Genomic DNA, 13618 nt, shown 5'->3' on the forward strand with positions numbered 1-13618 from the left:
GAAATTGCATATGAAAATACTTTTCTATAATGTAGCAGATATAGAAAAAAGCTTCATTGATCATTGGGCTAAAAGCAATAATGTCACAGTTAAAACACTATCTGTACCAATTGGTTACGACAATATTGAATTAACACGTGAGTATGATGCTGTTGTGTTTTACCCAGGGAAAGCATTTTTAACCGATGAAAGTTTGTATGTTCAGCTGGCTCAAAATGGGATGAAACAAATTTCAGTTAAATCAACGGGTTATGATAATATTAATTTTACTTTTGCTGAAAAATATCATCTTAGTATCACCAATGTCCCTAACTACTCACCTGAATCAGTGGCGCACTTTACCATTATGTCGATTATTATGTTGTTACGTAACATACCAATATATTTATATCAACGGCAAGTAGCTCACAGAAAAGATTTTATTGGACAAGAATTGACCGATTTGACCATTGGCATATATGGTGCAGGTCGGTTAGGTAGTTTAGTTGCAAAAACGTTAAAATACATGGGGGCCCGTGTGCTAATTCATTCACGTACGAATAAACCAGAGCTTGAACAATTAGGCATTGAAAGTGTTGATTTTAAAACATTATTAACAGCCAGTGATGTGATTAGTATCCATGTCCCACTCAACGAAAAAACTTACCATTTATTTGATTTTGATAATTTGAGTTTGATGAAACAAGATGCCATTCTAGTCAATACGGCACGTGGTAGTATCATCGATACAAATGCATTAATCGAGCATCTGCAGCAAGGAAAATTTAAAGGTGTGGCACTTGATGCTCTGGAGGATGAAGAATTTTTTGAGATAACAGCTAATCCATATTATCAAGCACTTATGGCATTTGATAATGTCTTAATAACGCCACACATTGCTTATTTTACACAAGCAGCCGTACGTGACATCGCAATTACTGCTTTAGACAATGCACGTGATATTGTGACGAACGGCGAGTCAGAAAATATAGTTTTGAACTAGGAGGCTAGCCATGAGTTTTATTGAAATTAAAGACGTGCACAAATCTTTTTATCAAAAAGAAATTTTAAAAGGTATTGATCTCACGCTTCACAAGGGTGAGGTTATTGTCATTCTAGGACCATCAGGTTCGGGTAAAACCACTTTTTTGAGATGTTTGAATACCTTGGAACAGGCTGATAAAGGTCAAATTAAAATTAACGATGTGACCAAGGATTTTACGAAAAAAGATCATCGTAACACGCGCGATCTGATTTTGAAAACAGCAATGGTCTTTCAAGGACATGCGCTTTTCAATAATATGACTGTACTGCAGAATGTCATTGAGGGATTGGTCCGTGTTAAAAAAACGCCTCATCAGGAGGCTGTCAAAATTGGGCTAGCAATGTTAGAAAAAGTTGGTTTATCTGATCGTGCGGATTATTATCCGGTGCAGTTGTCCGGTGGGCAACAACAGCGTGCGGGGATTGCTCGTGCCATGGCGATGAAACCAGAGCTATTATTATTTGATGAACCAACTAGTGCATTGGATCCGGAGTTGGTTGGTGAAGTGCTATCGGCTATGAAAGAATTAGCACAAGAAGGCCATACCATGATTGTTGTCACACACGAAATGCAATTTGCTTATGAAGTAGCAGATCGTGTTCTCTACATGGAAGGCGGAATAGTGGTTGAAGAAGGGACACCACAAGCTATATTTAATACGCCACAAGATGAGCGGACAAAGAAGTTTTTGGCACGTTTATCCGGTAAAAATTTTGATGATGTTGAACTGGTAGAAGTATGATGCAATCTAAACAAGAACGTGTTAGTGAAACAATTGGTACGGAGAAAATATCACGAGACAGACAGGCAACACGCCTTTTTTCTAAAGATATGATGTTGCTAATGGTCATTAATTTTTTGGTCATGACCGCTGTAACAACGCAGATGGGTACTTTACCTTTATATGTCACACGATTAGGTGGGAATGCTGTGATGTCAGGACTAGTTGTTGGCATTTGGGGACTAGCTGCTTTAGCTGCGCGGATACCTGTTGGCAAGTTAATTGATAGTTATGGGCGTAAGCAACTGGTGTTGATTGGCATAGGTATATTAGCGATTGATTTTTCAATGTTGATTTTTGTGAGCACCATTGTGAGTTTAATTATATTACGTGCGGTGCAAGGCATAGGGAATGGCACACAGTCAACTGCAGTAGCAACATTGGTGGCTGATAAAATACCAAAAGAAAAGTTATCAATTGGATTAGGATATTTCAGTATTTCACAAACTTTACCAGCGGCAATTGGCCCAGCAATTGGGCTAATGATTGTTGAAAATTTAGGATTTCAGTCACTTTTTTATTTTAGCTTGTTACTTGTTAGCCTAGCATTTCTGCTTACCTTGTTCATCAAAGATAGCTATGATAGTGACACACAAGTTCAAAAAACAAAACAAGTAAAAACTGGGTTTAAGGCACTGATCAGATTACAAAGTATCTGGGTGCCTAGTTTGTTGATTTTTGTTGTTTCTTTTGCAAATGCTGCAGTAGCAGCATTTTTGATTCAATTTGGTGAGCAAAAAAACTTGTCGCCAGCTGTTGTCGGTTTGAGTTTCACTGCACAAGCCGTTATAGGTGCATTGGCCAGAATTTGGTTTGGTAGGATGTATCTGTATTTTAAATCATTTGTGTTGATTTTAGCTGGGATTGTCATGATTGCTGCAGCCTACATATGTATTGCATTTGGTGACACAATTGAATTACTATTGTTAGCGGGGGCACTAGATGGTTTGGGATTTGCCTTGTTAATGCCATTGATGAATGCCGTTGTTTTACGTGATGTGACTTCAGAACAGCGTGGCCGTGCAACTGCCATCTTTTCATCCGGAACTGACGTGGCATATGGTTTAGGTGCTTTGGTGTGGGGGATTGTTGTGAGTTTGATTGGTTTTCAGGGGATGTATCTCTGCACAACGCTAGTCGTTTTAGCTACTTTAGGACTTGTTTTGACTCATCGTCAGTTGCTGAGTTAGAGGTTGATAGGGCATTAAAAAATGTTGAGCTATTTTAATAAATCATATTGATACATTAGATTTTTTAATTAATGATAAGCCGATAACTGTTTCGCCATGAAAATGCTAGTAAATTTTGATAGAAGGTAGAAAAGATTCTCACCGTTTAATAGGGAAAAATAAGCGAACTGTTAGTCTATAATAACTAACAGTTCGCTTATTTTTTTCGATATCATAAATTTTAATCTAACTTTTCAATACTTTAGATTGTGCGACGCGATTATAAATGTTGTTACCAATTAGCGCAAGAATAGTGATTGAAACGCCAGCTAATTCAAAACCAGATATTTTATAGCCGTTTACAATGCTAATGACAAATGAAGTAATGGGCACTAAGTTCATAAACAAGATACCATTAATGGGTCCAACAATACGATTACCAAGATTCCAAGCAAATACAGCAATGACACCAGCAAATGAAATCATGTAAATTAACGCGCCACTCACGCCGGATATTTGTTCAAAACTTGGCACTGATAGCCAGCCCATCAATGTAGCGACAAACAGAATAACAATGACTGAGAGAACGCCATAAATACTAGTTAATGTTGAATAGCGTAGAATTGACCACTGCTTAAAGTCCCCGCCACCGGTAGTATAAATTACCCAGCATAGTGCACCAAGCAAAATGAGTACAAGTGCAAATATAGTATTATCACCTTTATATAGAACGGATAGATCACCCTTAGTAACGACCATGAACACCCCAATAACGGCGACAATCATCGAAATTAAAGATACAATTGTAGGTTTAACACCACGATAAACCCAGCCTACTAATACGCCAAGCAAGGGCTGAGTTGCCATCATCACGGAAGCAATAATAGAACCAGAAGGGCCGGCAGTTTTTTGTCCAAGGAATACTAAAAAACTAAATCCGGCGAAAGCAGATGTCCCAAATAACCATAGCTTTAAAAAATTGCCGTCAGATTTAAAAGCTGATTTACCCTCTACAAATAGCAAAATGATAGCAAAGATAATGGCAACTATGCCATAACGAAACAGTGTAATATAAAATGGATCCATAATTTTCAATGCGGGGGCCATTATAGGAAACATACCACCCCAAGAAAATACAGCAATTAAACATAGGACAATTCCTAATAAATATTTTTTAGTCATTTCAATTCTTCTTCCTAAAACTCATGATAATTAATTTTTCCAGATAAATTAAGTTACCTTCTTTGGCTTGATTAAAATATATCATCTATATTGCTATACTGGAATTAACAGTATAAACTAGGGGGATATAGAAATATGTTATAGGCCATGAATTTATATATTCAGAGAGGGTAGGGCATGATTGGAAATGAAAATATAAGCTTTGACATGTTGAATGTATTTATTAAAGTCAGTGAAACAAAGAGTATCAATCAGAGTAGTAAGGTGCTCCTTCTAACGCAACCTGCCATTAGTAAAAAAATTCATCAATTAGAAAATTACGTGGGGGCACAACTGTTTAATCGTAGTGCCAAAGGGGTAGATTTAACATATGATGGTCATATATTTTATGTTTTTGCTACACGAATGCTGAACGAATTAACGAGAACAATCGATGAAATTAATAATAAAAATTTTTCATTTAGTAACCTAACCATAGGGGTTCTCGACAGCATCTCTTCTTTTATTTTTCCAGATTTTTTTATAAATAAAGTTTACGAGTTACAAAAGTTAGAGGTAACGAACAAAGGCATTGACTTAATTATGCCCTTTAACGAAGGAAGATTGGATGCCATTATTATTGATTCTGCGTTTGGTGATGACATTGTAGGACCTTATGTGCAAAAAAAACTATTTGAAGAGCCTTACTATATTGTTTATTCACAATCAAATACTAAAATGTCATCCTTGATTAAAAGTGCGACCGTTAGAGCAATAGATCTTCAAAAATTTAATTTAATATTGCTACCTACCCATTGCCCCATTCATCAACAAGTGGTTAAAACTTTTAATCGTTTAAACGTTGCACTCCCTGAAATATTTGAGAATAATTATAGTGAATTAACTATTTCCTTAGTTAGAAATTCTGATTTTATTGCGGTACTTCCTGAATCGATAGCTGTTAATAAAGTGGCACAAGATACCAATGGTTTAGGGATGAAAAAATTAGAAATAGCATTTAACCGCTCGGTATCTGTCTTCGGAAGATCTGCCGATATAGTTAAAGAAATTGAAAAAGAATTGGTTTGAAAAAACAGTTAAATCTCATATGTGAATGTCAGGTGGAGTTAGCTTCGGTATTGTTAGGAAGTAACCAAAAAGTCTGTATTTACACCTGCTCTTAAACAACAAAAAGTAGATTATTTTTGGAGAAATTAACATGACTTGGTTTTATAGGCATCTAACAGTATTAAATATGATTATAGTGATGATTGCTTTTGTAGGACTCATCTTTGCTGTTATCACAAAGGATAAAGTAAGTATTCTTGCACTTTATGATGAACACAAGAGAAAAAATAAATAAATTCAATTTTAATACATTTCTATCAAATGCGCTATAGGCGTATATAGATAGTAGAAATAAAAAAGGAAGCCACTAACGAGACCTCCAAATTGATATTAGGGTTAAATTTCATCATAAAAAAATTAAAACACATTATTTCACAATAAATATGTGGTAAAGTATTTTAATGCTATTAAATATAGCAGGGGGAATATTTATGAGCAGATTAACACTGTGTTAGTTAACAAACTGGTCGTAGTGATCTATCAAATCAAGTCAGATAAATTTTAAATTGAATCATCTCAAAAAGGGCTTTGGCATCACTAGTGAATAATAAAGAAATTGAGAAGAGTGTACGAAGACGGATAAACTAAATGTCAATCAAAATAATAGTTACTTTAGTTAGAAAATGTGATCGTTTTGCCAAAAGAACTCATTTAGTTAGACAAACATTTGCCACCTAGAAGTGAGTTTAAAATTTTATACAAAAGCAAATAATCAACATTAATGAAATTTTTATGAGATATAAAAATTATTAATTGACATTTTATTAAAATTGAATTATATTATAATCATTGAACGTTTAGAAAAAATAATGATTGTGAGGTTTATTGATTATGGGTGGAATTAATTGTGGAGGTGCTCGTCCTAAAAGCTGTAATATTGCAGAAAACGAAATTGAAAATTTGCGTTTGGCATATGCATCAGTTGTTAAAAATGTTTTTCAAATTAATGCGTATTTTAGTCTTGCTAATGCTCATGTTGAAGAAATTATGTCATTAGAAAAAACAACACAACATACTCTCGCATTTGCGAAGTATGAAGATGTAAAACAAAACTTACTTACAAGTTGGAACGCTTCAGTGGCACTAGATAATAATTTGGGTGATTTCTTTAAAAATTTGGATGAGGTTCAATCTGACATTGAGTTGAGTAATGATGAGGTTCTTATTCTCAAGGAAATGAGTGCGGCAAATACAAAAATGTCAAATTTGATCTATGATTTATATAATGCATATGAAGTGATGCCGTACGAAAAACTTCTTATGGAAGGTCAAGTCCATGAATATTTGCGACATGGCAGTATCACAAAACTGACAGAAGACATTGTTGGATTATTATCTCAAGAGCTTGTTTTCCTTAAAAAATATAGTGTAATGACCAAAGAAGTTGAACTAATTAATAGTTAATGCTTATATTTATACAAAGAGAAGTCGTACTAGCCGCTTCTCTTTTATTTTTTTAATTTAAAATGAGGTGTTAAATGTCAGAAATAAATTTAATGAGGGTTCCTAATTTCGGAATTGAAGGTTTTGTAACATTCAAAGAAAAAAATAATATGTCATTCAGACCTTCGGCCACTCATACAACGGATAACATTGCATACTCGAATGCTTTGTCTGAATTATTGGAAGAAAGAGATATGACCAATTACGTTCCAATAAAAATGAGAGGAGAAGCAAATTCAGATTTTTATAGAAATTTAGAAATTATTGGAGATACAAATTGGTATAATTTAGAAAAACAATATGTTGAGCTTAAAAACGTTAGTGATCCATCGGATGTTGTTTTGTTTCCAAAAGAATTGGTATTATTTAAATCAAATTATGATTTGCATGAAAAAAATCAACTACATTGGTCTAGTTCTGAAGGATATTCTCATGATATCAATAAAATAACAGCTTTAAATAAAGGTAAATCTGAAATTATTGAACATCACACAAAAATGTTTTGGTGGTTTGGACGGTCTAAAATTATTGAAAAAATACGAGTGAAATCTAGTGTGTTTGATAAATTAAAAAAACAAAAAATTATAAAATCGGTTCGTGTTTTTGAAATACTGGAATCCAATCAATTTTCATATTCAACAATTATGGCGGTCTTGGAGACAACTACTTTTCCTTTTTTATCTGTCGGATTTGGCACCAATACTGATGAAAGAAATGCGATGAACCATGCTCTTTTAGAAGCTATTCACACTTTTCGCGGTGAAAATTGGTATAATTTATCGCAAGTAATGATACCTCATGGATTTAGTAAAGATTTTTGGAACCGAGTTGACAATAGTTTGCTGAATGTCCGAATTAATTCTGAGGAAAGAAAGAGTAACAGTTTACAACCAACGTTTTACTATCTAACAGTTGGCAACAGTTCAAAAGGATTTACAACTCGAGTTTACTCTCCTGAGTTACAGCCTCTGATTTCAAATCAATTTGTTCCATTTTACTTTCCAGAGTTGTGTACAACCAAAAACGTTGCGTTGCGTGAAAAGTATAGGGGAACTCCTTTTATATGAATAAAAATTTTATTAAAATAATTTTAAATGACGGTGTTGTAACTGTCGCTACACAAACTTTTAATTTATTTTTAATTTGGTATTTTGCGGTAAAATTACATCGACAAGATATGGTCGCCTTGCTTGGCATGTTGCAAATTATCGAGATAGGTGGTGGACCTATTGGTGGAGCTGTTGCTGATATGGTGAACCCAGCTAAAATTTTGAAATGGGTATCTTTAATTCGTATATGTGTGACTGGCATTTTGCTTTTCTCACTGTTTCAAACGCGTATTAACGGTATAATATTGCTATTACTCATTTTTTCAACTTTAAATTCGCTAATTTCAGTTTTTTATTCATCAGCAGTAGAGGTATCAACATATAAATTTGCTAAAAATGAAGGTGAAAGAGTAAAGAACAACGCAGGATTTTCTGCTGTTTCTGGAATTTCTAGCATTCTGTCAGGATCGTTATTGGCAGTTATGATAACTTATTTAGATTTAAAATCATCAACTATATTAATTATATTTTTAATAATTTTATCTGCAATTGGAATTTTAAATATTTCAACTGCAAAAAATGTAATTCCTGATGTGATAAATAATAGTGATGTAAATTTTAAGTTTAACGAAGCAGTTAGCAGTACTTTCAAAGGGCTAAGGAATATATTGCATGAGCCTATAATTCAAACGGTTATTCCATATGCATTGATAATGAATTTTTTGTATTGGACTTTTTGGTATATTCAGCCATTATACTTAAATTACAAAATACCAAATATCAAGTATGCTTTTTCCCTTCAACAAATTGTCATTTCCGTTGCTAGTGTTATAGCCACACTTGTTATTCAACGTAAGCATACTTTGATCATGAATTACAAAGGTCACTATCGTTTGTTACTACTGATTCAGAGTGGAGCTTTATTTTTATTGTCATTGTTATATGAATTCATTAATAGTGAGAAAATCTTGATTACTGGATTGATTTGTTTTTGGGCTTTGTACAGCTTGTTTAACAGTTTCACTGGCATTATTCTTATCACACTACTACAAGAAAAAATTGATAACAAAATTCTAGGAACTACTCTGGGGACAATATTTACCTTACTGATGGTGACTGCACCTTTAGCAGCGATTGCTTCAAAAACAGTGCCAGTCAAATCGATTAGTTTAATTATATTAACGGGACTAATGGTTGTTAGTTTGTTGTACTCTCTAACTGACAAAAGATTCTTGGAGGTTTTACATGATGATTGACGTAAAAAATATCTCATTTCAATTCGATCAAGGTAATATTGTATTTGACAATATAAACTTCAGGCTTTCAGAAGGTCATATCGGCATTGTTGGCGATAATGGAGTCGGTAAAACAACATTAATAAATTTAATTAGTGGTAGATTATTACCCCAAAAAGGAACGATATCATTAGAGGGCAAAGTAAAAATAGTCTCGCAATTTAATGATTGGGAAGATTACCATAGTCCTGGTGAGTTACAACTGCAACGATTAAAAGATGCTGTATTTTCTAATCCTGATATTTTATTGCTAGATGAACCAACTTCAAATTTAGATAAGAATGGCATTAAGGTGTTATCTGGATTGATTAGGCATTTTTCTGGTATAGTACTCTTGATTAGTCATGATTTTGACTTTCTAGACTCTACTACTGATAACATCTTATTGATTGAAAACCGTCGGGCTGAACTATATGAGCAAAAATTTGAGGATTTTCAGCTAGAGTACGAAAAGAAACGACATAAAGAATTTCAGATGTATGAAGTACAAAAAAAGCAAAAAAATCAACAACGCAAATCAGTTCAGCGACTCCAGGAAAAGTCTCAACGATCCAAAAAAGTAAGAGGCATATCAAATTCAGACAAAAAAGCTAAAGGTCTGGCTGGTAAATATGACAAAGTTCAGAATCGACTAGCGACTTCAGCAAAAAACATGAGACAAGCGCTCAATGATAATCATTATGATTCGAAGCCATTTACCAAAATAGGATTAAAGATACTAAGTTATTATCAAAATTCCGGAAAAATATCGATGCAGTTGTCGTTTATCAATGTCAAGGTTAATGAAAACTATTTAGTAAATTCACCATTTAAAATCAATATTAAGTCTGGACATGTTTTATCTTTGCTTGGTGATAACGGCGTAGGAAAAACATCGCTACTTGATAAATTATTTCAAAAATTAGATGAAAAAAATGTACACGTGAACTATTTCCATCAAAATATAAATCAAGATTGGTGTTCGTCAATTCCTTTAATAACACAACTTATGAATAAATCAGGGATTCGCGAGGAAATTATTTTAGAAGTTGCTGGGGCTCTGGGAGTTAATCGAGAAATGTTAACTCGAAGTCCAAATAAATTAAGTGGAGGACAGTTGCTAAAAGTACAACTAATATTGTGCTTAATTTCAGCGTTTGACGTGCTAATATTAGATGAACCAACCAACTATCTTGACTATGATGGCGTAGTGGCCTTGACAACATACATTAATGACAGCAAAGCGGCGTTGGTAATAGTATCACACGATAAGCGATTTATTGAAAATGTGACAACAGATGTTGTTGTTATTGAAAACAAGAAAGTAGTGGATTATTTGACGTTACAAGATTACTTTAACTCATAGTAACTTTTATTAAAAAGTTTGTAAATACGAATTGCACTAATAAGCTCAGCAAAATTTACCGTTAAATTTCTATCAAAAGTTATCACGTGATTAGGATACAAGCAATAATGTATTACCATCAAATGATTGGTTATGAAAGTAATTAAAATTGATAGAAACATCGTTAAATAAATATTTTTTTGTACTATACTGTTCGGTAAGATAAATTAAAGTTCTTTGCTGTGTCTTTTACTGTATGTGTCAAATAATATTCATTATGTTAAGTTACTTTATTTCGGTTTCTCTTAATTATGGCTATATTAAACCAAATGCAATTAATAGCGGAAAAAATAAATTAAAAAAGAAGTGTTTCCAAAATAACTTTTTTAGATTTTTAGCGGCCTCTTTTTGGACGCCTTGAATGTAGCTAGCATGTAAATAGTACTTCTTAGTATATAAAAAGACACCTAAATATATACAGAAATGCTTGTATACGGAAAATCTAGACTGTTTTATTTTGAGAACAGAACCCGAGATAATTAAGTACAGGATTTTTTAATTCTAAAAATAACACCTACTGAAAAACTGGCGCCAATTTTAGTAGGTGTTATTTAAGTCCGTCGTGTTCCAATTGTTAACTAATGTGTTATTCCAAATAAAGCCACTTTAGCCAACACTTAGGCTTTATCATACCAAGAACAATAAACCATTTCATCAGCCGGCTTGTTCACGCGTTGGCTCCAAACTAACTACTTAAATAAACTTGATACAAACCGGCATATCTAGATTGTTTTTAGTTTTTATATACTCTAACCGCCCATCCAACACTTTAAACATTGAAATGGAGTTTGATTTTTGATTTGCGGAAAATAGATATTCACCACTCGTGTCGCATGAAATATCCCGCGGGAACATGCCAAAAGAACTAATATTCTGTATCAAATTCAATTTTAAATTAGATGATGTATATTCTAATTTAAATACAGATATTGAATCATGACCTCTATTTGAAACATATAGAAATTTTTGATCGAATGATAATTTTATCCCGCCGCATCCATTTTCTCCCACCCATTGGTCAGGAATTGTAGACACCAATTGTTCTAGAACTAAAGAGCCTTCAACATAGCTTAAAACAGCAACTTCACTTGACAGCTCTCCTAGCACAATAACGTGATGATTATCATTAGTAACGCATAGGTGCCTCGGTCCAAAACCATTGGGAAATTTGAATACATTGACACGATTTAATAGTTTACCCGACTCCGATATATCAAAAATGATAGCCTCGTCCGTTCCTAAATCCAATACTATCAACCGTTTATCTGGCATTATACCGGCAAAGTGAATGTGTGAGGTGTTTTGCTGTGGCAGTGTGCCTGTTCCGGCATTAATAAATGTGTCCGATAATTCTAAATAATTATTTGATGACAATTTATAAATATTTAAGCTCCCGCCATTATAGTTACTAGCTAATAACAATGCGCCTTGAATATTAATGTGCACTGGGGCAGGGGAGAACGATAGATGCTTCGTAAGATTATGAAGTGTCTTATTTTTTAAATCAAATACCCCAACTCCTCCCATGCTTTTTTCTGCAATCGCCGTGTAAACAGTCCCAGTATTTGATATATCAAAATATGTTGCTGAATCCACATCTGTTAAGAGAAACGGTTCAGATAAATGGCCTGAATCCGTGTCAAACCTCAACATATAGATGCCTCGTTGATAACTACCAAAAATTATATTTTCTTTCATAAGTTTATATCCTCAATTGTCACTTAAACATATATAGAGCTAATATCACATTTAACGCAGCTGACAGCCATCCATAGGGCACACCTGTTATTAAAAACTTTTTAACAGGAATTTTTGAGTCCTCAACTAACCATAAATTCCACGACTGCGTAATACATGTAGATATCGCGATTGAAACGGAGGGAATTAACATTAAAGCAAAAGCAAAATATTGATTAAAAATTCCAGTACCTGCTAACACTGCAACTGTTGCTGAACCAGATCCCCACACCATGAGAGGGCCTCTAAATAAAGCTAATGGGGATAATATTATGATAGCTATAGCTAACACAGTAGGACTATTGGGAACAATAGAATTTAATACACCACTGAATTTAGCAGCATTTTTAACGGCCGTTGCACTGAACATTGTTAAAAATAATAGCATTATTATTAGTCCTGAGATATCAGTGATGGCAATTTTTATTGAACTATTAATAATGTTTAATGCCTGGTTATATGTTTTCAAATTCCCTGTAATTAACAAAACTATAGCTATAGCAAGCATCAATGCAGGAATTGGTTCCCATCCAAATACTAAATTCATGAAAACAGGAAAGACAGGCATAACGTATGAAATTTTTGGTACGTTGAATTTATTTTGTGATTGAGATTCATCTTGTTTCGCTTCATTTTTGTGAATTGTTCGTGAATGCAATAAAATAAACAACGTTACGACAGCGAGTTGAATAAACATAGCTGAAAAACCAAACGCCAAATACTTTGCACCATAAACAACCTTTGGAAAAAATATCTGTAGTTGTTTAATGATTACGATATTAACATACATAGCTGACCCAATAGATAGTGAAAAAGCAACTACAGCAATGTGTTTTGGTAACCCTAAAGAGGTTAATACCGGTATTAAAATGACAGCAAGCGCTATTACAGCGCCTACACCATATGAACTAGTAAAAATAAGTGACGTCACTAAACAAATTAAAATAGATGCGATGACTGGGTGTTTATAACTCACCTTTACGGTTTCATAACTAATCGATCCTGCAATTCCTGTGTCAACTAAAATACGGCCAAACCAAGAACCAAAAATAATGACCATAATTGTTGAGCCATAATCAAGGGCTGGCTTTGAAAAGATCTCAACTATTGCCGTTTTTAAAGGAATGCCACCAATTATGGTCCAGAGGATGGCCATAACCAAAAACCCCAGCATAATATTGCCACCTCTCATTACGAAGAACACGAAACCTAGAAACGTTAAAATCAATAATATTCCAATAATTGTATTAACCATTTTTATTCCTTTCTATGGACGCGGTTAACCGAACCAAATAAAACTATATTACAATATTCACAAATAGTCAATACATTATTAAATAAACATTGTAAACGCTTACTCTTGTTTTTTTATTTAAGTAGTATTATACTTTATTTGTTACATATGGTTAACCGATACCACAATAATTATTAAGTGAAAGTAGGAATA

The 13618-nt window shown here is 33.6% G+C and carries 12 protein-coding genes; 9 read left to right on the forward strand and 3 right to left on the reverse strand.

Annotated features, from left to right (window positions below):
• Positions 1 to 10 precede the first annotated feature (10 nt).
• From EUI_RS0101280 to EUI_RS0101290, 3 genes are read left to right on the forward strand one after another with little or no spacing between them, the layout of a single operon-like run.
• Positions 11 to 982, forward strand: a complete 972-nt coding sequence (locus EUI_RS0101280) for a D-2-hydroxyacid dehydrogenase (protein WP_010015532.1) — start codon at positions 11 to 13, stop codon at positions 980 to 982.
• A gap of 10 nt (positions 983 to 992) precedes the next feature.
• The gene (locus EUI_RS0101285; RefSeq protein WP_010015533.1) at positions 993 to 1766 is read left to right on the forward strand and encodes an amino acid ABC transporter ATP-binding protein; all 774 of its coding nucleotides are present in this window, start codon (positions 993 to 995) and stop codon (positions 1764 to 1766) included.
• Positions 1766 to 2995: an MFS transporter gene (locus EUI_RS0101290; protein ID WP_010015535.1), complete on the forward strand. Its 1230-nt coding sequence runs from the start codon at positions 1766 to 1768 to the stop codon at positions 2993 to 2995. The genes EUI_RS0101285 and EUI_RS0101290 overlap by 1 nt, the downstream gene beginning before the upstream one ends.
• Before the next feature lie 225 nt (positions 2996 to 3220).
• Here the strand turns inward: EUI_RS0101290 and EUI_RS0101295 are convergent, their stop codons facing one another.
• Positions 3221 to 4156, reverse strand: coding sequence for a DMT family transporter (locus EUI_RS0101295; RefSeq protein ID WP_010015536.1), 936 nt, complete (start codon positions 4154 to 4156; stop codon positions 3221 to 3223).
• Positions 4157 to 4333: 177 nt separating this feature from the next.
• Here EUI_RS0101295 and EUI_RS0101300 point away from each other — a divergent pair, with 177 nt between their 5' ends.
• The 6 genes from EUI_RS0101300 (at position 4334) to EUI_RS0101325 (ending at position 10395) form a co-directional block, all read left to right on the forward strand.
• The gene (locus EUI_RS0101300; protein ID WP_010015537.1) at positions 4334 to 5224 is read left to right on the forward strand and encodes a LysR family transcriptional regulator; all 891 of its coding nucleotides are present in this window, start codon (positions 4334 to 4336) and stop codon (positions 5222 to 5224) included.
• Between the two features lie 130 nt (positions 5225 to 5354).
• Positions 5355 to 5498, forward strand: coding sequence for a hypothetical protein (locus EUI_RS10540; protein ID WP_010015538.1), 144 nt, complete (start codon positions 5355 to 5357; stop codon positions 5496 to 5498).
• A gap of 596 nt (positions 5499 to 6094) precedes the next feature.
• Complete coding sequence (locus EUI_RS0101310) at positions 6095 to 6667, forward strand: hypothetical protein (RefSeq protein ID WP_010015539.1); 573 nt, start codon at positions 6095 to 6097, stop codon at positions 6665 to 6667.
• A gap of 74 nt (positions 6668 to 6741) precedes the next feature.
• Positions 6742 to 7773 (forward strand): YcaO-like family protein, encoded by a 1032-nt coding sequence (locus EUI_RS0101315; RefSeq protein ID WP_010015541.1) that lies wholly within the window; start codon positions 6742 to 6744, stop codon positions 7771 to 7773.
• Entirely contained in the window at positions 7770 to 9011 is a 1242-nt protein-coding gene (locus EUI_RS0101320; protein ID WP_010015542.1) for an MFS transporter, read from the forward strand. The genes EUI_RS0101315 and EUI_RS0101320 overlap by 4 nt, the downstream gene beginning before the upstream one ends.
• Entirely contained in the window at positions 9001 to 10395 is a 1395-nt protein-coding gene (locus EUI_RS0101325) for an ATP-binding cassette domain-containing protein (protein WP_010015543.1), read from the forward strand. The genes EUI_RS0101320 and EUI_RS0101325 overlap by 11 nt, the downstream gene beginning before the upstream one ends.
• Positions 10396 to 11127: 732 nt before the next feature.
• Here EUI_RS0101325 and EUI_RS0101330 read toward each other — a convergent pair.
• Positions 11128 to 12132, reverse strand: a complete 1005-nt coding sequence (locus EUI_RS0101330) for a lactonase family protein (RefSeq protein ID WP_010015545.1) — start codon at positions 12130 to 12132, stop codon at positions 11128 to 11130.
• Between the two features lie 19 nt (positions 12133 to 12151).
• The gene (locus EUI_RS0101335) at positions 12152 to 13426 is read right to left on the reverse strand and encodes a gluconate:proton symporter (protein WP_010015547.1); all 1275 of its coding nucleotides are present in this window, start codon (positions 13424 to 13426) and stop codon (positions 12152 to 12154) included.
• Positions 13427 to 13618: the final 192 nt, after the last annotated feature.

Source organism: Leuconostoc gelidum subsp. gelidum KCTC 3527 (genome assembly GCF_000166715.1).
GTDB lineage: Bacteria > Bacillota > Bacilli > Lactobacillales > Lactobacillaceae > Leuconostoc > Leuconostoc gelidum.